20 protein-coding genes are annotated in these 21292 nt (G+C 51.0%); 7 read left to right on the top strand and 13 right to left on the bottom strand.

Annotated features, from left to right (window positions below):
* Positions 1–4: 4 nt before the first annotated feature.
* Positions 5–955 carry a sugar phosphate isomerase/epimerase family protein gene (locus AC6I8W_RS28030; protein ID WP_497839491.1) on the bottom strand — a complete coding sequence of 317 codons (951 nt, stop codon included), beginning with the start codon at positions 953–955 and terminating at the stop codon, positions 5–7.
* Positions 956–1191: 236 nt separating this feature from the next.
* Here AC6I8W_RS28030 and AC6I8W_RS28025 point away from each other — a divergent pair, with 236 nt between their 5' ends.
* Together AC6I8W_RS28025 and AC6I8W_RS28020 are read left to right on the top strand one after the other, a co-directional pair.
* Entirely contained in the window at positions 1192–2073 is an 882-nt protein-coding gene (locus AC6I8W_RS28025) for a MurR/RpiR family transcriptional regulator (RefSeq protein ID WP_497839490.1), read from the top strand.
* A 10-nt stretch (positions 2074–2083) separates the two neighbouring features.
* Positions 2084–3016 carry a ribokinase gene (locus tag AC6I8W_RS28020; RefSeq protein WP_497839489.1) on the top strand — a complete coding sequence of 311 codons (933 nt, stop codon included), beginning with the start codon at positions 2084–2086 and terminating at the stop codon, positions 3014–3016.
* A 164-nt stretch (positions 3017–3180) separates the two neighbouring features.
* On the opposite strand, the gene AC6I8W_RS28015 is transcribed toward AC6I8W_RS28020, so the two are convergent.
* The 5 genes from AC6I8W_RS28015 to AC6I8W_RS27995 all read right to left on the bottom strand — a co-directional run bounded on the left by AC6I8W_RS28015 (position 3181) and on the right by AC6I8W_RS27995 (position 9704).
* Complete coding sequence (locus AC6I8W_RS28015; protein ID WP_497839488.1) at positions 3181–4506, bottom strand: ATP-grasp domain-containing protein; 1326 nt, start codon at positions 4504–4506, stop codon at positions 3181–3183.
* Positions 4507–4515: 9 nt separating this feature from the next.
* Positions 4516–5763 carry an ATP-grasp domain-containing protein gene (locus AC6I8W_RS28010; protein WP_497839487.1) on the bottom strand — a complete coding sequence of 416 codons (1248 nt, stop codon included), beginning with the start codon at positions 5761–5763 and terminating at the stop codon, positions 4516–4518.
* Between the two features lie 120 nt (positions 5764–5883).
* Positions 5884–6990 (bottom strand): SGNH/GDSL hydrolase family protein, encoded by a 1107-nt coding sequence (locus AC6I8W_RS28005; RefSeq protein ID WP_497839486.1) that lies wholly within the window; start codon positions 6988–6990, stop codon positions 5884–5886.
* Positions 6991–7060: 70 nt separating this feature from the next.
* Positions 7061–8893, bottom strand: a complete 1833-nt coding sequence (locus AC6I8W_RS28000; RefSeq protein ID WP_497839485.1) for a carbamoyltransferase family protein — start codon at positions 8891–8893, stop codon at positions 7061–7063.
* Between the two features lie 10 nt (positions 8894–8903).
* Positions 8904–9704, bottom strand: coding sequence for a phytanoyl-CoA dioxygenase family protein (locus AC6I8W_RS27995; protein ID WP_497839484.1), 801 nt, complete (start codon positions 9702–9704; stop codon positions 8904–8906).
* Positions 9705–10030: 326 nt separating this feature from the next.
* Between AC6I8W_RS27995 and AC6I8W_RS27990 the strand changes: the two genes are divergently transcribed.
* The 3 genes from AC6I8W_RS27990 to AC6I8W_RS27980 all read left to right on the top strand — a co-directional run bounded on the left by AC6I8W_RS27990 (position 10031) and on the right by AC6I8W_RS27980 (position 11919).
* On the top strand, positions 10031–11221 hold the full coding sequence (locus AC6I8W_RS27990) for an MFS transporter (protein WP_497839483.1): 1191 nt from the start codon (positions 10031–10033) through the stop codon (positions 11219–11221).
* A gap of 149 nt (positions 11222–11370) precedes the next feature.
* Positions 11371–11580 (top strand): YdgH/BhsA/McbA-like domain containing protein, encoded by a 210-nt coding sequence (locus AC6I8W_RS27985; RefSeq protein WP_013508023.1) that lies wholly within the window; start codon positions 11371–11373, stop codon positions 11578–11580.
* A gap of 123 nt (positions 11581–11703) precedes the next feature.
* Complete coding sequence (locus AC6I8W_RS27980; RefSeq protein WP_013508022.1) at positions 11704–11919, top strand: YdgH/BhsA/McbA-like domain containing protein; 216 nt, start codon at positions 11704–11706, stop codon at positions 11917–11919.
* A gap of 171 nt (positions 11920–12090) precedes the next feature.
* Here the strand turns inward: AC6I8W_RS27980 and AC6I8W_RS27975 are convergent, their stop codons facing one another.
* The 7 genes from AC6I8W_RS27975 to AC6I8W_RS27945 all read right to left on the bottom strand — a co-directional run bounded on the left by AC6I8W_RS27975 (position 12091) and on the right by AC6I8W_RS27945 (position 19189).
* Positions 12091–12528: a 6,7-dimethyl-8-ribityllumazine synthase gene (locus tag AC6I8W_RS27975; protein ID WP_497839482.1), complete on the bottom strand. Its 438-nt coding sequence runs from the start codon at positions 12526–12528 to the stop codon at positions 12091–12093.
* A 33-nt stretch (positions 12529–12561) separates the two neighbouring features.
* A complete protein-coding gene (locus AC6I8W_RS27970) occupies positions 12562–13530 on the bottom strand; it encodes a sugar-binding transcriptional regulator (RefSeq protein WP_497839481.1) in 969 nt (322 codons plus the stop codon).
* 121 nt (positions 13531–13651) lie between these two features.
* Positions 13652–14509 carry a phosphogluconate dehydrogenase C-terminal domain-containing protein gene (locus AC6I8W_RS27965; protein ID WP_497839480.1) on the bottom strand — a complete coding sequence of 286 codons (858 nt, stop codon included), beginning with the start codon at positions 14507–14509 and terminating at the stop codon, positions 13652–13654.
* A 2-nt stretch (positions 14510–14511) separates the two neighbouring features.
* A complete protein-coding gene (locus AC6I8W_RS27960; RefSeq protein ID WP_497839479.1) occupies positions 14512–15324 on the bottom strand; it encodes a sugar phosphate isomerase/epimerase family protein in 813 nt (270 codons plus the stop codon).
* Positions 15324–16097 carry a triose-phosphate isomerase family protein gene (locus AC6I8W_RS27955; protein ID WP_497839478.1) on the bottom strand — a complete coding sequence of 258 codons (774 nt, stop codon included), beginning with the start codon at positions 16095–16097 and terminating at the stop codon, positions 15324–15326. The genes AC6I8W_RS27960 and AC6I8W_RS27955 overlap by 1 nt, the downstream gene beginning before the upstream one ends.
* Before the next feature lie 3 nt (positions 16098–16100).
* A complete protein-coding gene (locus AC6I8W_RS27950) occupies positions 16101–17846 on the bottom strand; it encodes a dihydroxyacetone kinase family protein (RefSeq protein WP_497839477.1) in 1746 nt (581 codons plus the stop codon).
* Complete coding sequence (locus AC6I8W_RS27945; protein WP_497839476.1) at positions 17846–19189, bottom strand: MFS transporter; 1344 nt, start codon at positions 19187–19189, stop codon at positions 17846–17848. Before AC6I8W_RS27945 ends, AC6I8W_RS27950 begins: the two co-directional genes overlap by 1 nt.
* Before the next feature lie 433 nt (positions 19190–19622).
* Here AC6I8W_RS27945 and rpiB point away from each other — a divergent pair, with 433 nt between their 5' ends.
* Both rpiB and AC6I8W_RS27935 read left to right on the top strand, forming a co-directional pair.
* Positions 19623–20081, top strand: coding sequence for a ribose 5-phosphate isomerase B (rpiB, locus tag AC6I8W_RS27940; RefSeq protein ID WP_497839475.1), 459 nt, complete (start codon positions 19623–19625; stop codon positions 20079–20081).
* Between the two features lie 295 nt (positions 20082–20376).
* Positions 20377–21288 carry a LysR family transcriptional regulator gene (locus AC6I8W_RS27935; protein WP_497839474.1) on the top strand — a complete coding sequence of 304 codons (912 nt, stop codon included), beginning with the start codon at positions 20377–20379 and terminating at the stop codon, positions 21286–21288.
* Positions 21289–21292 lie beyond the last annotated feature (4 nt).

Raw genomic sequence — 21292 nt, 5'->3', positions numbered from 1 at the left:
TTTATTAGTTAATCAGTTTTAGCAGCAGAGACTGCACTTTAATCGCATCCTGATCTCTGATAAGACACTCCATTTCTTCCAGACCAATTTGATCAATAAAATTCGCCAGTTTTTTATACATGCGAATATTTTGCGCGCACTCAGCCACTGGATCTTCACGGCTGGGGAAGGTGTCAAAATAAACCAGTCCGTCAAACTTCACGCGTTTCGCATAATAGATATATTCCAGCGTCTGCATCAGGTGGACGGAACCCAGCATCAATCCATCATCAAAATGGCCATAGCCGTCATTCAGATGAAATCCGACTAACTTGTTTTTGCGCGCCGACAGGAACAATGAAAAAGCCGGGTTCTCTTTTTTCATGATCATATGACAGAAATCAAGGGTAATGCCGAAGTTTGGCGAACCCACATCATCGATCAACATTAATGTTGACGAGACGTCCCCGATAAAGGAAAACGTCCGTGGCTCATAGGGCTTGTACTCAAAGCTGAATTGCATATCAGGGTGAGCTTGTGTCACCTGTTGTAATGCGCTCACCAGTAATTCATAGGCTCTGAAATAATCCTGTTGGAAAGGGTAATCATAGCCATCATAGCCGAACCACAATGTGACCGTATTACCACCAAGGAATTTACACATCTCCGCCGCTTCAAGCGTAATATGGATGGCTTTGTTTCTCAATTCTTCATCTGGATTGGTAAACTCGCCATTAATAAACTCTTTATTGTAACGGAGTGCGATGCCGCCCACTTGCAAACCGTTATCGGCGATGCATGACTTGATAGCGGATTTATCCTGACCGATAAAATGCTCAGGATAGTTTAATTCGATATGGGTCAATCCTTCAGCTTTCCCCATGCGGGTAATAAGATCACAGGTATCCATATTATTCTTTGCTGAGAATAACTCCGGGCGAGAACGAAATGAATTGATACGTGATGAGAATTTCATAGCCTTTACCTTTAATGGAACATCGGCAGAGTTATAAGGCAACCAGGTCGCAGGGTAAATGCTATGTTTGAAATAATACTGAAAGTAAAATCATAATCTTGAATTGCCGGTTAAGATTTTACTCAGAGTAAAATGCAAAAATAAAACATTTCACAACCTGTGATGCAGTTAACATTTTCACGTTGAGACCACATGCTAACCTTTTTAGCAGAAGGTTATTCTGGCGGGTGAGATGTATGCATAATCGTTTAAAAGGAAACGAAATATTTTTACTGGCGCGCACGCTGGCACCGGAGTTGGGTAGAAAAGAGAGATCGATTGCACGGTTTATAGATGATAACCCGGAAACGCTGTCCTCCATGTCTATTACCGATATTGCCGATTATCTCGATGTCAGTGTAGCCAGTATTACCAAAGTGGCAAAAAAGCTGGGATTCACTGGCTTCCACGATTTAAAAATGAATATCGGGAAAAACATCACTGTTTCGGAGGAGTTAATTGACGTTCCTCCCGTCTCGGGTGGTGAGTTTTATACTGAGAAAGTTGTGGAAAGTACGCTGTATAATTCAATCCTTGCGCTACAGGAAGCATTAAAGGCGATAGATATTGCGGTGGTGAAGTCAGTTGCCGCACTGTTTATTCAACGCAGTGAAAACGCACGGATAGTGATTGCTGGTTGTGGTGGGTCTGGATCAATATGTGAAGACTTTAATCACAAGCTGCTTAAGATTGGGATTTTCTCATCGGTATTTAGTGATAGCCACAAGCAACTGATGACCGCATCGTTGATGCGACCTGGTGATATTTTACTGACGGTGTCTCATTCCGGCCAGACAACCGATATTATCAATATGACGAAAATGGCGAATGAGAAGGGTGCGGAGACAATTTGCCTGACCAATTATCCCAACAGTCCATTAAGTCATATCTCGCGCCATGCGATTATTTCTTCAGTGAAAAATAATCCGATTACCGGTGAGAACGCAACAACGCGCATTGTCCATCTGAATATTCTGGATGCAATCTTCACCATCATCGCCAGCAAGACCAGTGAATTCAGTCAGGAAAGTTTACACAATACCAGAAACGCTGTGGCTTCTAAACGCACGGTCAGTTAAGGACTTTATTATGAAAGTTGATGTGGTGGTTATAGGCAGTTTGAACTATGACATTCTGGTTCAACAGGATCGCCTGCCTGATATTGGTGAGACCTTTACTGGTAATGAATTAATGTTGATGCCAGGTGGGAAAGGGGCGAATCAAGCGGTTCAGTGCGCCAAACTTGGGCTAAACGTTAGCATGGTAGGTTGCGTCGGCAATGATATCTATGGCAAAGAGTTGATTTCATCGCTCGCTGAAAACAATGTTGTTGTCAGTCATATTGCTGCACGGGGTAATAACTCAGGAATTGGCATTGTTCAGATATTAGAATCGGGTGATTATTGCAGTACAATCATCAAAGGGGCCAACTATCTGATCACCGAAGAGGATATTACCGACACATTGTTCGAAAATAAGCCGCTGGTTATTTTCCAGTCGGAAATCCCGTTAGCTATCGTAGAATACGCCATTCAAAAAGCCCACCGGTTGGGCAGCAGAATTCTGGTCAATAACGCCCCGGCTCGCCATATTCCCGATGAAACCCTCAAGCTAGTCGATTATCTGGTGGTCAATGAGACCGAGGCAGGCTTTATGCACGCAGCGCCGGTTAACTCGGTTGAGGAAGCTCAGGCCTGCGCCATGCATCTGAAGAGACGCATTGCGGGGGAAGTTATCGTCACGTTGGGTGAAAAGGGTGCGGTCATTTCCAGCAACGCCAGCGCACAACATTTCCCTGCGGTGTTCTGTCCGGATGTTGTGGATACCACCGGGGCGGGGGATTCCTTTATTGGTGGCATTGCCTACTGCCTTGTGAAGGGGATTACGTTAGCGGAAGCGGTGCCTTTTGCCGCTGAGATCAGTTCCTGCTCGATTCAGAAATACGGTGGACAAAGTTCTTTTCCGATGTTGCCTGATGTGGCGCATGCGCTGCAAATTAAGCAGTCCGAACTGAGTCACTGAACGTCATGCTGGCGCGGAACGGTGATTAGGCGATGTAACGTGCAGCCCGCGAAGCCAGGGTGATCGACGTCTCCACGCTTGCAGCATCCGTAATAAATACACCGTGAACGACGCCCACGACACCCCGACAGTCTGACTGTCAGGGTGTTTAGCGTTAACCTCTATTACGGGTTTCGTTTCTGGCAGTGAGCACAACCTCTCTGACATTCGGATTGGCGTGAGCGCGTAAACAGCGTGCCGGATTTTTCCCTGGCCCGGAGTGTGTTGCAGTCGGCGATCAACTGTTTATCTGACGGGTTGATTAGCATAGCGATGGCTGAGATCTGGTTGATTCTGTCCGGGGTTAGATAGAAATCAGCAGCAAGTCGCTCCCGTTCTTTTCCTCTGAATGAGAGAATTCTTACCTCTGACTCAATCCCGTGCGTATTTATTGTGTCAGGTCGATCTGTCGAAAAATTATACACATGCAGTGCACCGACCCCAGGGCCTTTCCTGATAATGCCTTCTTTGCCGGATAACTGAATTCCTTCGATGGCATCCAGCAGCAGATGCATACGGTGTCTGCCGTAAATCACGCTGTAGAGCGTGGCACTCGGTTGACCGCAATGGCGTGGATTACTCTCAACAAGCAGCACGTTGTTTTCTTTCGTCAGAAAGACTTCATTATGCGTGAATCCGTTGAGCATACCCGAAGCGTCAAGGACATCAGACGTATACCGGATGACCTTTTCAGGCAGTATTGAGCTATCAGCATCATAGATTTCAATTCCCCTGAGTGTCCTGTTTTCATCATAGAGATACTGTCCGGCGCCGACCAGGTAATGTCTGCCATCTTTGCTGAGGAAATCAATAAAGAACTCGCTGCTGGTGGCTGGGATGTATTGCTGCACAGTCACTCTGGTAACCTTCCGGTCAGCATAATAGGTATTACGCTTGCCGAGGATTCTGTGCAGATAATCCTTCAATTCATTCGCGCAATACACTACTTCGACGTCAGCCATTGCGGCCGTATCTTCAGAGGGTTTAGCCAACAAGGGATACCCGATTTCCTCAAATAAAGCTTCTTTCGCTGACCATTCCGCGAGCGAAGTTATTTCGCTGCCCGGAATGGTAGATAAACCTCGGGAACTCAGGTGAGAATTGAGAGCCTGTTTGTTTAAAAAAACCGCTGCATTAGTCGCCAGAGGAGGCAGTTGCAACAAACGGCTGAGAGTATCTGAATAATCAAAGGCAGCATCCAGACCGTTAACAATACCAACTGCTTCAGCGTTGTACTCCTGAAGCAACCTGCTGATATTTAATGCATCCAGATTAACATTGCCCCCAGACTGGATCACCAGGTCAGCGTGTTGGCTGAGCCAGTGCTTATCAATACGCAATATTTCAAAGGTGGTGATGACGGAGAGGATGTAATAATTTCTGCGACGGCAGGCCTCAAAAGCATCTTCAGCCCACATCCAGGGATGGATAAAAATAATAGTTTTCTTCATAGCATATTTTCAGAGATGCTCTGCCTCCCACTGGCGGTAGCGGCAATAATTACGCGTAATTTCCCCTTCCGTTTTCCCGGTCAGGAAGAATGCCGCAGGGCAGGAGGCAACATCTGTTGTTGGCCTGAGCAATGCGCCATTGGCCGCTTTCATCACCACGCTGACAAAACCAGGGAGTGTTTCCAGAAAAGCCTGCAATGCAGCAGGGGAGAAGGGAGTCGATTTTGAGGCGATAGCATGCACACAACGCAATGGTCGTTCGAAATGGTACAGGTCAGTTGCCGAGTGGAAGGCGCTGGGGCAGGTGTAGGCATATCTCATCAGCTCAAGCTGATCACTGCCCGTAGCATGACGGATGGCCTTGGGATTGGCGGCACCGGATGCTCTGGCACCCACCTCCAGCAGCAAAGGGCCATCAGTGGTTAATATCAGTTCTGTATGACCTGCGCCTTTCACTATTCCGGTTGCTTCAAGCACTTTGAGGGTATATGCGATGCATTTCTTAGTTTCTGCATCTGATGGATTGCACAGGTCATCATAGTCATACAGATTCCTGCCATCAGTAAGCTGTTTGGATACTCGCCACACATCGGTGACTTTATGCATACCATGCAGACTCACTGTATTAACAACGTATTCCGTACCCTCAATAAATTGCTGAATAAGGGCATTATCATTGTGATTGTGCATGCTGTTTTGCTTACCCATGATGGTCAAAACAGCGGTTTCAACCTGCTGTTCATGGGTGCAGATATACACGTCATCGGAACCGGCACTGTCGAGCGGTTTGACCACAACTTTTGGCTTGCCCATTTGTCGGAACCATTTTTTTAGTACCTCGGCATCGTGACTGATAGTTTGTGGGGTGACCCTTAATCCGGCACGACCAACAGCTTCATTCATCAGATATTTATCTCTGCGCAGCGAGGTCGTATCGGGATTATTTCCACCAGGTTTGACATGCCAGGCAAGTTTCTCGGTTAGCATCACCGCTGACTCGTTACCAGGAATAATTGCCATGGGGTTGTATTGGGATATTTCATGCAAAAGATTTTTTTCCTGTGTTTTATCCCAGCGGTAAAATTTCTTGAATAAATGCTTATAAAACCGGGGGTGTGACAAGGCACCTACCGAAGCATCTGATTCAATATGAATCAGGTCAAAACGGGTGGCCATCTCTTCAGTGAGAAGTGCACCAGCGGAAACGGCATCAACAATTACAACAACAGGTCGGGTGGTTATTAATTCATCTTTCATTATAAGTCTATCTCCGTTTACCTGAGTGGATAGGTTGAACCTGTTTTTTTCTTTTTCTTCCTGAATAGGCGTTGAAAAACCCTGATCAGGATATTTCCTGAAGACGTGTTAAACTTCTTGTCAGATGATTCTTTCATGGATGATTTTTCCCATCTCTGCGTAGCCCACATCATTAAAATGAAGATGATCGATATAAATGTTTTCATGTAAGACGGATGAGTCTTTCATCAGCAGATTCATATCAAAGTAACGAATATCTTCGCCAATGCATCCGGTTCGTATCTGCGAGGAGTAAGACTCATGTAAATCAGGTGTAGTGAGTTTCTCAAATAACCGCCAGAAATTATTCGCGCAAGAATCAATGGCATGGAACATCTCTTCTTCTCTCTCATGAAATTCGCTTTTGCTCCATCGGGAAAGGGGTTGCAATACATAATGCACTCTGGCTCCGTTACGGCGGGCAAGTTGATTGATCTGAGCCGCTGCGTCTATGGTAGTCCGGGCTGCGCGCTGAATACGTTCGGAGAGAGCCATATGGGTATCATTGATGATTTTATCTGCCGGGTTTTCAGTATCATCATCTAGCCAGCTGTAAAATTTCTCAGTCAATCGGGGAATAAAGTTTTTACTTGTCGCATCATTCCATGATGCATAAGAGTTTGCGCGTTTCTTTAAATCTTCATTATATCTGTTCATATAATGAGAGAATTCGTATGAATAATAGTACTTGCCGTATTCACTTGAATAATCATCAGGTAATCCCTCCAGGGTCAGGGTATTCAATCCACTGAGAATAATGATGTTGTTAATCTTGCTGAGCCGATGCTGGTTTAGCATGAAAATAATCGCTTCTTGTACGGCATTGTATCCCCGGCCACCAAAATTTAACCAGACTTCACCTGTGAGTCTGGAGAGCGTCGAGGATACGGTGGCCGCATCTGATGTTGTTCCCGTACCCATTGCCGTCGAACCACCAATCACGATATTGACCGGCTTGTCTTTCGGAAACTCTGCCGTTGATACCCAGCCGTAAGGGGAATGACTTAAACGAAACCCCATATTATCTGTATTAATAACATCAGAATGGTAATTTTGATGATGGAAAAACATGGTATATGGCAACCACCTGACGCCTAAATACATGAATTCATCATACTCACGTAATTGTGGTGTAAGTTCATAACAACGATTTACCGCTTCCTGATGCGACAGTTTTTTAAATTTCATTAATCGTCCTTTGAAAAAATGATTAGCATGGCGTGCTTGTCCCGCAGTCGCTGGATTAATTTATGCAGATTTAGTCCAGCGGATAATGTTCCTTCCATTCAGTCTGCTCTTTCCACTCTGGTTGGTCCTGTTTGCGCAAAATAAAGTTGCCTAATACGAGATAGTCCATTGAAGTGCGCATAAAACAGACCCAGGCATTCTCCGGCGATTCCACTATCGGCTCTCCCCGAACATTGAATGAGGTATTAACCAGCACCGGGCATCCGGTGCGCGCATGGAACGCACTCAGGAGTCGGAAAAAAAGAGGGTTATAACGGCCATTGACCGTTTGCAGGCGCGCCGAATTATCCACATGAGTAACCGCGGGGATTTGCGAGCGGATCTGGTTCAGCCGGTCCAGGCCAGTCAATTGCGGGGTGTCGGGTTGTGCGGGAATGCGTTTTGCGTCCGCAACCGGACAGACGAAGAGCATGTACGGGCTTTGTGCCTTAACACGGAACCATTCCTGCGCGAATTCTTCCAGCACTGCTGGCGCAAATGGACGAAACGACTCCCTGTTTTTAATTTTGAGGTTCATCACTGTCTGCATTTGTCGATTACGCGCATCGCCGAGGATCGAACGTGCGCCTAACGATCGGGGGCCAAATTCCATCCTTCCCTGAAACCAGCCTGTCACATTGCCATTGGCAAGGATTCTGGCAACTTCCGTGCAAAGTTTCTCATCTGGCAATTCGGTGAAGACTGCTCCCTGTTCAGTGAGAAACGTCAGGATTTCATCACGCGTATAATCGCTCCCAAGGTAGCTTCCCTTCATACTGTCTTCTGGCTCAGGTATGCGCGCGGCATTGACGTGTTCATACCAACCCGACAGGGCTGCACCCAGGGAACCCCCGCTGTCGCCGGAGGCGGGTTGCACCCAGATATTTTTGAATATCGCCGTTTCTGCCAGTTTGCCATTGGCTACACAGTTAAGCGCAACACCTCCGGCCAGACAAAGATTGGTCGACCCGGTTTTTGTCTGCCAGTGCCGCGCTATTAGTAACACCACTTCTTCAAGAACGGATTGCACCGAGGCGGCCAGATTAAACTCGCGCTCAGTGAGTTCACTTTCAGCGATACGAGGCGGGCCACCAAACAGTTCATGAAACTTCTCTGACGTCATCTGGTCGCCGATAGCATAGTCAAAATAAGACATATCCATCTCGAAGCTGCCGTCCGGGTTGACCTGAATAAGATGTTTTTTAATCAGATCGGTATAAACCGGGTTTCCATAAGGAGCCAGACCCATCAGTTTGTATTCACCGGAATCCACTTTGAATCCGCAGTAGAAGGTGAAAGCCGAATACAGCAGACCCAGAGAGTGGGGAAAACGAAGTTCCCATAGTTTTGTGAGCCTGTTGGCGTCACCTTCCCAGACCGTTGTTGTGTCCCACTCGCCAACGCCATCAATACAGATTACTAAGGCTTTTTCATAAGGGCTTGGGAAGAAAGCCGATGCTGCATGGGATCGATGATGATCGACATAGGTGATTTCCGGGACAGAAGTACCGCAAAAACTCAGCGCTTTGCTTAATTTTTTGCGGACATGAATTTTATCGGTTAGCCAGCCTGGTACGTGGAGAAAAAGCGACTTAACGCCAGACCACCCCGAGGTGGTCGCTGTAGACATAATGCGGTTAAACTTTTTTTCGGGGTTCTCGTAATAAAAAATCTCCGATACCTGGGTAAGCGTTATTCCCGCCATTTGCAGACAGAACTTCACCGCGTTCTCAGGAAATGAACAATCCTGTTTGATGCGAGTGAATCGCTCTTCCTGAGCTGCGGCGATAATTTCTCCATCGCAGAGCAATGCGGCAGCGCTGTCATGGAAAAAACATGACAGACCAAGAATGTAAGTTTTCATGGTATTCCTCTCAGAAAGCGAATTTGGCACTCAGAGGCGTGAATTGACGGGATGCCATAAACTCCGGTCGCGGTGAAGAAACATCGTTTAATGGATTACTGACCCGGTTATAGGAAATGAAAACGGCTTTTCTGTCCCAGGGTGAGGCGTTTGCGCTGGAGCAGTGGAGGAGGTTGCAATGGAAGAAAAGTACATCACCAGGACGACCTTTGGCCGCCACCATCCCCTTATGTTCGATTTTGTGGCGCAGGTAATTTTCGGAAAGACGGTATTTAAGTTTTTGTGCGGTGGTAATCGCCCAATTTTCACCGCCATCAAGGTCTCCGTATGGTTTTGCATGGATCTCATCGATGAGCTCATCATGTTGAGTGCCGGGCACCAGTAACATAGGGCCGTTGAAATCATTGACCTCGTCCAGAAAAATAACTGCCGTTAACGCCTCCGGTTTTGGCATACCGTCTTCTTTTTTCCAAAACCAGTAATCCGAATGCCATTCCCAGTTTTGTCCCTGGAAAGCCTGTTTGGTATTTATCTTGTATTGGTGCACGTAGACGGGGCCACCCAATAGGGCTTCTGCACGCTTAAGTAGGCGCTCATCACAGGCCAAGTTTTGAAAAAGTGTACTGTGCAGGTCTGGTCCATTAATACTTCTTACTGTTTTGCCATCCTCTTCCAGAACTTTCCCCGCGATGTTCTGCTGTATCAGCTTTTCCGTTTCATCGTCCATGACCCGGACTTCCTGACGGGTATACAATGATTCGATGATGTTAAATCCTTGTAAGGCATACAATTCCATTTCCTTTGCTTCCATTTCTTTCATCCTATGCTTGATGTCATATCCCATTGAAATTTAATGATTAACCCACGTTCCCATGAGCATTTTTAATGCGGGGTGGTGAATTAATAAACAATAAAAATCTACTGACTAAAGTATAGTTAGTCAATAAATAAACGTACCGTGAGTAATTTTTATGAGTAGAATACGGTCAGTGGGTATAGGGCATAAGCTCCACTGCGTCTGCAGACAGAGTGATGCCGCAAGGACAATCAAACGTTTTTGGTGATGAATAAATAAATCAGGCTTACCTTTCACTGTTAAGTCATATTCACAGGAAACCATTATTCAAGGATGAACTCATGTCAATAACGCCAGAAATACCCCTTCAGGCAGAGGAACGAAGTCTCGCGTGGCGCTTGTTATCCGGCACGTTCGCTTACACCTTCGGCAATGGCATCGCCGTTATCGCTTCAGCGCTCATTATGAGCCAAACCACAGGTGATCCGGGCAGTATTGGGGTGTTGTTCATCATGGTGTCTTTACCACAGGCACTGCTGTCATTTGTCGCTGGCAGGATGGCAGACAACTATCCACCACAGAGAATTTGTCTGGTTGCGAATCTGATTAGTGCCAGTGGTGGTGTGGGGCTGTTGCTGTTGGCGCTGTCTGGAGAGTTGACCCCTTACCCGCTCTATTTTTTCTCGTTCTTACTTTCAGCCTGTACCGCGATGATTTTTCCGGCAACCAATGCTCTTATCAGGCATTGTGTCAGAGAAGAACAACTCCCACGCTTTAGTTCTCGTTTCGAGATTGCTATTCAGGCGGGATCATTGATTTCAGTTGCCATCGGTGGGGCAGCGATGGACCACTTTTCATCGGCCAGTGTTTTTCTCGTCAGTGCAATAGCCTATTTTATCAGCGGCTTGCTTATCGGCTCACTTCGCTACCGATCTCCGACATTCGCGGAAACCGATGCGGATGTTCAACAGGTCTTGAGCCATTACCGACCCGCAGGAGCATTACTTTTGTATGCGACAGGCAATGTCATTGTTACCGTCACCAATACCCTGATGGTCATTCTGGTGGTGCAGTATTTCTCCGCCAGCGCAACGTCTCTGGGTATCGCGGATGCGCTGGCCGGGGTTGGCGTGATTGTTTCAGCGCTGCTTTATACCCGCTTCCACAAACAGTTCCCTTTGGTTGTCATCATTGCTGGCGGATACCTTCTGTGCGCAATCTGCATTTTTTTGCAGCCGCGCTTCGGTCTGGCTCATTATTTTGTTCTGTTCCCTTTGGGAACCCTTTTTTATGGCTTTGCGCGAATAGGCTGTCGTCAGCTTATCTACAGTGTTTGCCGCCGGGAAACGACCGGACGTTTTTTCGGTTATGCCAATGCCACCGGTCTGGCGCTTTCTGTGCCTGTCACGCTTGCGGTAAGTGGGCTGGTCAGGCAATACGATGTAATGATGGGGTATACGGCGACCGGACTATTCATTATCAGCGGTATGGTGGTTGCACTTTGTATTCTGCTGTTCAAAAGACGGCGTTAATCACAGTAGCGAGTCAGTGTATATCTCATTCAATTTTTTGAATTTTATCAGCAAATCCCTCAGCTTTTCCTCAGCAGTCTTCAGGTCTATTCTCTCTCACATCGAGGCACAACGCCTCACCGATTAAACAAACTTCTGAGGAAATGACCATGAAATCTATCAAAACTTTCGTTGCAGTTGCCGCCCTGTCACTGGTTTCTTTCGGTAGCTTCGCGCAGAGCATCACCGCTTCCGCCTCCACCCTCGATGGCGCAGAAGCTAAAATCGCGGCTCAGGCTAAACAGGCGGGTGCCTCTTACAAAATCACCGGCGCACGCGTCGACAACGGTGCTTACCTGTCCGCTGAACTGACTAAATAAGGTAATAATTAGCACGATCACAGTTATCGCACTAATTATCAATCACGAAATGATAACTGTGGTTATTATTGCTTTCATCGAAGGCACACAGCCTTCTAACCAGACAAATTAAGGATTAAGACCATGAAAACTATCAAAGCACTGTCAATCGCCGCTGTCGCCGCTCTTTCTCTGATGTCAGCAGCCAGCTTCGCGCAAAGCATCTCTGTCACCTCTTCAACCCTGGACGGTGCAGAAGCCAAAATCGCTGCGCAAGCCGCACAGCAGGGTGCACAGTACAAAATCACCGAAGCGAACACCAATAACCGTGTTCACATGACCGCAGAACTGTACAAATAACGGATGGTCGTACAGGGATGTGCCGGAAGAGGTCGCCGCAAGGCGGCCTTTTTCGCATCTGAACCCCACTAAGTCAGGGGGCAAAAAAGCGCACCCCTGCTGTTGGAGCTGTTACGGTTAGCGAATGGCGTTTATCGTCGCGAAGGGGGTTAACGCCCAGTTGAGGGGTGATCAGTCGAGTGATAACTGCGTGATCGCCAACACCGCACGTGCCGCTTCTGCCCCTTTTTTTACAAAGTGCTTTTCATAAAACTGAATAAACTCGTCGGCGGGTTGGAAATTGTGTGGCGTCAGTGAAACCGAGAAGACCGGGACTTCGGTGCTTAACTGCACATTCATCAGGCCATCCACCACCGCCTGAGCAACAAAATCGTGACGATAAATGCCACCATCGACCACCAGCGCGGCACAGACAATAGCGTCATACTTGCCGGTCTTCGCCAGACGTTGCGCCAGTAACGGCATTTCAAACGCACCCGGTACGTCCAGCGTTTTCACATCGGCAGCGACATTTTGCAGCGTTAACTCCTGCTGAAAACCTTCCAGCGCCTTGCCGACAATCTCTTTATGCCAACTGGCTTTTATAAAGGCGATATTCAATTTCTTCATAGTGACTCCAGTTTTCCACTGCAATTTCGGTATTTATTGTTTTGAAAGGCTAAGAATAGTGCGAATATTTTGTGCCGTGGTGGCGATAATATCGATAGCACCGGTACGCAGCGCGCCAAGAATCGCCATGGCTTTGGTATTCTCCGAGGCTACGGCGATGACACAAGGGATTTTACGCAGTTCATCGATACTGAGACCAATCACCCGATCATTCATCGCCGTATCAACTTGTTGTCCCTGGGCGTTGAAAAAAGCATACCCGGCAATGTCGCCAGTTACGCCCTGATTAACGCTGGCATCAATGATTTCATGGGGACTAAACCAGCCGAGCTTCACCATATAACTGTTTTCGTTCATATCACCGATGCCCACCAGCGCAATATCGGCTTTGCGTGCGCGATCCAGCGTTTCTTTGATGGTGCCGTTCTGCATGAAAGCATCTTTCAGCGCGCGATTTTCCACGTAAGCTGGTGCATACAGGGTTTCGCTGGTACCACCAAACTTTTTCGCCAGGCGGCGGCTGATATGGTCTGCATTGATGGCATCGCCGGGACGGTGTGTTCCACCGATTCCACAGATGAACTGGCATTGGCGCATCGGCACCTGGCCGGGATGATCGGCGACCGCCGCCACATTGCTGCCCTGGCCGACGGCGACCACGGTGTTTTCTTTTAACGACTGGGCCAGATGTGAGGAAACCAGCGCCGCCACCTGACGGCGTTGCTCGTCAGCATCCTGCAAATCCAGCGCAATCAGCGCCCGTTGCAGTTGCGGAAAGCGTTCCAGTAGCTGTTGTTCCAGACGGGTGCTGAATACCGGATGGTAGCGCACGTTGATTTCAACGATGCCTTCTTCTCGCGCTCGCTTCAGCAGACGACCCACCTTGATGCGGGAGATACCAAACTTTTGCGCAATCTCTTCCTGGGTGATTTCGTCCTGATAATAGGCAACCGCAATTTCCGTCAGCAGCTCGGCATCCTGAGAGAGCGTGTTTTTATTCATGGGTAAACCTGCCTGACAGCGTGATATCTGAGTGAATCAATATGCAATAGGGGGGAGTTATATCACTGATACGACTCGCTTTGCCAGACAGTGGCGCAGCGAGTCGCTATTGGCATCACGTTTAGCGGCGAATCGCGTCAATTTTCAGCATGCGGGCGATCACGATATCCAGTTCTTTCTGATCAAAGATCTGTTTCCAGTCAGGTTTCACGATTTTCTCACGGCCATACTCCATCGCGATCATGCAGGCATCAGAGAAGGGGTTAGTCGCGCGGAACGCCACGGCGAGGGCAATCTGAATATGGCCGTACAACATCGCTTTGGCGGCTTCTTCGGGCACACCGCTGTGCTTCACGGTTTCATCCAGCGCTTCTTTCATAAAGGCACCGACCATGCAGGCCACGGTTTCCACCAGCGTTGGCTCCAGGTAGGCCAGTTGTGTCACGGTGACCCAATGAACCTGCTCAACCGGGCCGTACATCACGCTGATCACTTTGCTCAGTTCCGCTTTTTGCGCGTCGCTGCCGGTTTCATATGAAGCGGCAACATGTTGAATTGCGGCCACACCACCAAAGGCATCGGCATGTTCCTCCTTGGTGTAACGCGCCAGGAACACGGAAGGGTGGCAGGGATGAGCCACGGCGTATTCAATACCGTCGCGTTGCGCAATCAGGTTGGCATAGGCTGCTGCCGGGTCAAGCGTCAGCAGTACCGCACCTTTTTTCATCTGCGGCACCACGCCTTCAGAGACTTTGCCCAACACGATATCCGGCACCGCCAGAATCACCACGTCACTCAGGGGAACTACCGATGCCGCATCAGACAGCTCACGACCCTGAGCAGTGACCTGCTCCTGTGCTTTGGGGGAATTTTCACAGTAAAACACCTGATAATCGCTTTTCTGGAAGTTGGCAGAAATGCGCATGCCCATTTTGCCGCCCGCGCCAATAACGGTGATGGTTTTCAGTGTATTGCTCATGATTACGACTCCTGATCTTGTTTACTACGTAAGAATTCCACGGTGCGGCGCGTCCATTCGGCTTCGCGCTCACAAGTAAGGGCGGCATCGTCCTGCCACGGCAGCCAGTGTTCGACGATCTGATTAATGTCTCGTTCCGCCGGGCGCACGCAGGCGATCATCCGGTCGTAATCGAGCAGGCCGTCACCCATCGGGCAACCGGCAAAGGTAAAACCGACCCAGCCGTCACGGCGGGTAAAAGCGAAATCTTTGATATGCAGGTTGCCGACGCGCGCGGCGGTATTGGCAATCACCTGTTCCGGCAGCTCCAGTCCGGCGACGCAGTTCGCAGGATCAAGACAGACACACAGCCACGGTGAGAGGAATTTGTTGATCACCGACATCATTGCGGCGCTGTTGACCTGTTCATAAGTTTCAAGACACAGGCGTACCTGCTGGCGGGCAAAATCCGGCAGCACGGCAGCGATAAGCGCACTGGCTTCTTCAAGCGACGGACGATGGTCGGCGGTGTAGAACATCGAGCGCACCACATGGGCATCGAGGATCGCGGCCATATGCAGATAACGACGCAGATGGGCGGTGCCAAGGCCACGGGTGCCCAGCTCCAGCGTGATACCCAGTGCATCAGCCTGCTGGCGCAAGGCCTGTAGCTGTTCATCTGACCAACTTTCAATTGCCGGGTAATCACAGATCTGGAAAACCGACACATCCATCGCCGCTGTCTGCTCAAGCATCTGGCTAAGGGTGAGCGGCTGGGGGACCTTCGCTGACATGCGCCAGAAAAACGCATAGGTACTGAGTCCGATACGGCTCATTAACGGATCTCCTGTAAAAGCACAGTGGCTTCATCAACAATTTGCGCCAGCGCCTGCGGGTTATGGGCGAAACGTCCGAGGAACAGCCCGTCAACGCTGCCTCCCAGACGCTGAATCAGCCCCGGCCCGGCGCTGCCGCCGTAAATCACCTGTAGGGTAATGCCTGGTGGGGTGGGTAACTGGCGCAGACCGTCACAGACTGCCCGGATATAGCTGTCCGGTGCGGGCTGCGGCGCGCCAATCGCCCATTGCGGTTCGTAAGCAAACAACAGGCTGCCATGCAGGCCCTGTTGTTCGGCTTTGGCTAACGCTTCCGTCAGTTGCTGCGCACAGAGCGCAATCGCCTGCTCGGGTTGGCCTTGCTGTTCTTCGCCGATGCACAGCACCGGGGTCAGACCGTGGCGCAGTGACATCGCCACTTTGGCGGCAATCTGGGTTTTATCTTCATGGAAATGACGGCGGCGCTCGGCATGACCAATTTCAGCCAGTGAACACCCCAGTTCCTGCAACATGCTGGCGCTGACTTCACCGGTCCACGCCCCGTTTGCGGCCTGGCATACGTCCTGCGCGCCAACGCGCACCGGCGTATCAGCAAAAATTTCCGCCACTGCCGGGATTGCCGGGAAGGCGGGCAGCACAAATATCCCGATGTCGCCTTGTTGGATGGCCGGATGCTGTGCCAGGCCAGCGATATCCCGACACCATGCCAGCGTCTGCTGATAGCCAAAGTACATTTTCAGGCTGACGCCAAGCCAGAGTTTGGGTTGCGACATTGGTCAGGCTCCCTGCTCGCTGGTGGTTTGCTGTTTCAACAAATCACCCACGGTATTGACCACCATCGCCAGCGAAAGGGCACCGGCATCCGGTGTGCCGAGGCTTTTCTCGGCCAGCGGGCGTGCACGTCCCATCTTCGGTAACAATTGGGCGGTAGCCTGCGCGGCCTGTTCGGCCACCTGAGCGGCTGTCAGCCAGGCATCGGTCAACGATGCGCCTTGTGCTACCGCCGTATTCAGGCTGTCGCTGAACGGCACCAGCACATCCACCATGGTTTTGTCACCTACGCGGGCTTTACCAAAATGCATGATGCCCTCTTTGGCCTGTCGCACGCCGGTGGCGACGTGTCGGGCATCAGGCGCATGCTGATCACCCATCGCCGTGCCGATCGCGGTGAGTGCCACGCCCCATAACGCCCCTGAGGTGCCACCGGCTTTATCCGCCCAGGCATCCGCTGCCCGGCATAACAGGCTCCCCGCTCCGGCACCGCGTGCCGCTACGTCACGGGCTTTAGCCACGGCACCGAGCGAACCCCGCTCCATGCCAATACCGTGATCACCATCGCCAGCGACCGCATCAATATCTCCCAGCAACTGCGCATTGCGTTGCAACATGGCAGCCACCGCCTCCAGCAGTTGCAGCACGCGCTGGGCACTTTCCTGCGATTCGACTGTGGCGGGTGGCAGCGGTTCTTCCGCGCTTTCCAGGCATTCCGTCGCGCTGAGCGGCTCGGCGGTGATAACGCTACCTTTGCGATAGGCGGGGGTATTGGCCGGGGCGCGCCAGAAGGTTTCCAGCTCATCATCCAGCCACATCAGCGTCAGGGAGGCACCGGCCATATTGAAGCTGGTGACAAATTCGCCGACATCCGGCTCCACCACCTGCAATTTAGCCTCAGTCAGCAGTTGCGCCACCCGGCGATAGACCACAAACAGTTCTTCGTATTTCACTGAGCCGAGGCCGTTCAGAATCACCGCGACACGGTGTCCCGCCGGGTTATCGATGCCCGGCGGCAGCTCACCCAGCAGGCGATCGACGAAAATCTCCGCCAGCACATCGGCGCGTGGCACATCGTCTTCTTTGATGCCGGGTTCGCCGTGGATACCCATACCCAGCGCCATCCGTCCTTTTTCCACTTCGAACAATGGATGTTGTGCACCCGGCAGGCTACAGCCGGAAAACGCCACGCCAAATGAACGGGTGCGTTCATTGGCATGCTGCGCCAGCTTTAGCACCGCCGCGAGGTCATATCCCGCTTCTGCGGCGGCACAGGCGGCTTTGAACACCGTAAGATCGCCTGCCACACCACGACGTTTTTCACGTTCGTTAACGCTGGCGCTGGAGATATCGTCGGTCACCGCCAGCACGTCGCAGGCAATGCCCTCGGCGCGCAGACGCTCGCAGGCCTGACCGAAATGCAGCACATCACCCGCATAGTTACCGAACATCAGCAGTACGCCTGCACCGTTATGAGCCGCGCGCGCCACGTTGTAGATTTGCTGCGCAGATGGGGAGGCGAACAGGTTGCCCATTGCCGCACCGTGCGCCAGACCTTGTCCAACCAACCCGGCGAAGGCCGGGTAGTGGCCGGAACCACCTCCCACCACCACCGCAACGGTGTTAGCCTGGCTGCGGGTGCTGCGCACCACGCCGCCCGGCACCTGACGGACTTTGTCGGCATTTGCCGCGACAAATCCCTCGATCAGTTCAGCGGCAAAGGCTGAAGGTTGGTTAAACAGGTACGTCATTATTGTTGCTCCTGTGCGAGAGAAGTTGACTGATGCAGCGGTTGTGGACGGCGGCGGTTAAGCAGCAACATCAGGACGGCTGACAGCAACATGAATCCGCCTACCACAAACATCGGCAGGGCATAGCTTTGGGTGGCATCGTGCAGCGCACCGGTGATATAGCCTGCGGAGAAACCGGCCACATTGCCTAGGGTGTTGATCAGGGCGATAGCGGCGGCCGCTGAGGCACCGGTCAGGAACTGTGTCGGTAAGGTCCAGAAATTGGGGAGGGCAGCAAAAATCGAACTGGCGGTGATAGCGATCACCAGGATGGTCGTCAGCGGTGAATCCATGTAGAGCGCCAGCGGTACGCTGACTCCGCCCGCGATGGCAGGAATAGCGATATGCCAGGTTTTGCAGCCACGACGGGTGGCATCTTTCGACCAGAAGAACATCACCACGGCGGCAATCAGATAAGGAACGCCGGTGATCAGCCCTTTCTGCATCACGTTAAAGGTGGTGCCAAACTGCTGCTGGAAGCCCGCGATAATGGTGGGCAGGAAGAACGCCAACGCGTACAGGCCATAAATAAAGCCGAAATAGATAACGCACAACATCCAGACACGGCCATTGCCCATCACTGAGCGTACGCTGTGGTGTGCCTTGTGTTGTTTTTGCTGGTGTTCGGCTTCCAGTTCACCGGTCAGCCAATCCTTCTCCTCATTGCTGAGCCATTTGGCCTGGCGCGGGGAATCCACTAACCAGAACAATGCCGCAATACCAATCAGAATTGCCGGGATTGACACGCCCATAAACATCACGCGCCAGCCTTCCAGCCCGAACAAACCGTGTTGCTCAATCAGGCCAGCGGCCATTGGTGCGCCGAATACCACGGTCAGCGGTTGTGCGAGGTAGAACAGCGACAGGATTTTGCTGCGATGGCGTGCCGGCACCCACATGCTCAGATAGAGAATCGCGCCAGGGAAGAAGCCCGCTTCGGCAATGCCCAGCAGCAAGCGCAGGGTATACAGGCCTTCTACGCTGCTCACCCAGGTGAACAGCAACGACACGATCCCCCAACTGATCATGATGCGCGCCAGCCAGCGACGTGCGCCGAAGCGATGCAGCGCCAGGTTGCTCGGCACTTCCAGCAGGATATAACCGATAAAGAACACGCCAGACGCCAGGCCAAACTGCAACGCGGTGAGGCCGAGATCCTGGGTCATACCATTCGGACCGGCAAAAGAGATGGCGGTGCGATCGAGGAAGTTGATAAAGAACATCAGGGCGACGAACGGCACCAGGCGCCAGGATATTTTGCGGATAGCGGATTGCTCCACTGCCGCCAGATTTGGCTGACTCATAACGCACCTCCATGACGTGCGTGGTTGAACTTGATAAGCGGTGTTGGCCAGACGCAAACGGCGCGATGGCGGCAGGTGATACAAGGCTGATTACACATATGCGAGTCCTTCAAGGGTCTTCTTGTGCTTTGGTATCTGTAACGAACAAATGAACATTACACGGATAAATGAGCGGCTCTCAAGCGCCATTTCTGAAAATTGTGAGACGGCTCATATGTTATGAAACTGATCAATAATTCGAACTTCAGGGCTTAATAAAGCCATATTCCGTGTTGTATGCGGTTTGCGAGATTGGTTGAGGAGATATTTCCGCAATAAAACAAAAGAACTTATGTTGAACATATGAACGATATTGTGGCAGGCTGTAGATGAAGAAGAGTTGATCGCCTGTGAAGTGTGCAGGCATGAGCGCATAACCTGCTGGAGAAGATGTATGAAAACCATTGCCATTGGTGCCGATGACGCGGCTATCGATTTGAAAAACCTGATTAAACGCTACCTGGAGGATAAAAAGTACGATGTCCAGGACTACAGCAATGATGCGCAGAATGATCGTCCGATGTATCCGGATGTGGCGTTTGCGCTGGCAACCGCCATTCAGCAGGGCGAGCATGATCGCGGCATTCTGCTGTGTGGCACAGGTATTGGGGTGGCGATTGTCGCCAATAAAGTGGCAGGGGTACGCGCGGCCCAGTGCCATGACACCTTTTCCGCAGAACGGGCACGTAAAAGTAACAATGCTCAGGTCATGACGATGGGTTCTCGCGTGATTGGGCCGGAGCTGGCAAAGAATATCGTCAATGCCTGGCTGGCATCGGAGTTTGAAGGGGGGGGCTCGACCGCGAAAGTGGAGAAGATCGGTTATTACGAACAGGTGTGCCAGGCGAAGTAATTCACCGACATCGTTACCTCAGGAGAAACCTATATCACCACGCCGTGAACACGCCAATGACAAATCGGGACATCCTGGTGCCCCGATTATGCCCGCAGTGGTGAGGTTTTTTCCGGTGCTGCACACGGCAGGGCGCGATAATGATGTGTTCAGGCACTTCGCTGATCTTCGCGGTGAAAAAGAGGAATAAATCCAATTTTATTCTTTTTCTGTGTAGACATAAATTCCACAATCATGGGTATTGTTTAACGGTAGAGTAGATTTCCATCCTTTAAACGTGATTGTGAGCCGATCGATGCGTAAGACCGACCATCTTGGTGGCGTTACCGCTTTTGTTATTACCGCGCAACTGGGCAGCTTTACCGCTGCTGCTGAACGCCTGTCGCTGACCAAATCTGCGGTTGGTAAGAGTGTCGGACGGTTGGAAGACCGGCTGGGGCTGAAGCTTTTTCAGCGTTCGACGCGGCATTTGAGTCTGACGCCGGAAGGTGAGCGCTTTCTGGCGAGCTGTCAGAGCGCGATTGAAATTCTGGAGCAGGCGGAAGCCGAGCTGACCTCACAAATTGCACAGCCTGCTGGCAGACTCAGGGTGGATGTTCCGGCGGCATTTGGCCGTCAGCGTATTCTACCCATCCTGCTGGACATCACACGCCACTACCCGGAACTCACCCTGACCGTCACTTTCAGTGAGCGCTTTGTCGACCTGATCGAGGAGGGTATCGACTTGGTGATTCGCATCGGCGAACTGGCCGACAGTAGCGGCCTGGTTGCCCGAAGGTTGACGACGCAGAAGCTGGTGGTTTGCGCTTCTCCTGACTATCTGCGGGATCAGGGTGAACCGGCAAGTCCGGATGAATTGAGTCAACATCATTGCGTGTTAGGTTTTCGTCGTAACCAGCCGCTTTCCTGGTTGCTGAAGGGGAAGGATGGACAAATCACGCGCTTCACTCCACCCGCAACACATGAGTTCGCCGATGGCGACGCCATGCTGGCCGCGACGCTTGCCGGATGCGGATTGTCGCAGCTACCGCTTTGGCTGGTTGGCAAGTACCTGCAAAGCGGTGAGTTGAAAGAGGTGCTTAAAGGACATTCGGGAGGAGAGGTGCCGATCAGCGCGCTATGGCCCAAAAGCCGTCAGTTGCTGCCCAAAATACGCCATGTTGTCGATACGCTGGTTAAGGCCGCAGAGCAGGGGCTACTGGATTGATCCG

This window comes from Pantoea sp. X-Soil-TKNS-1211, assembly GCF_059730495.1.
Note: the sequence above shows the minus strand (reverse complement) of the source record. Positions and strands in the feature narration are given on the sequence as shown.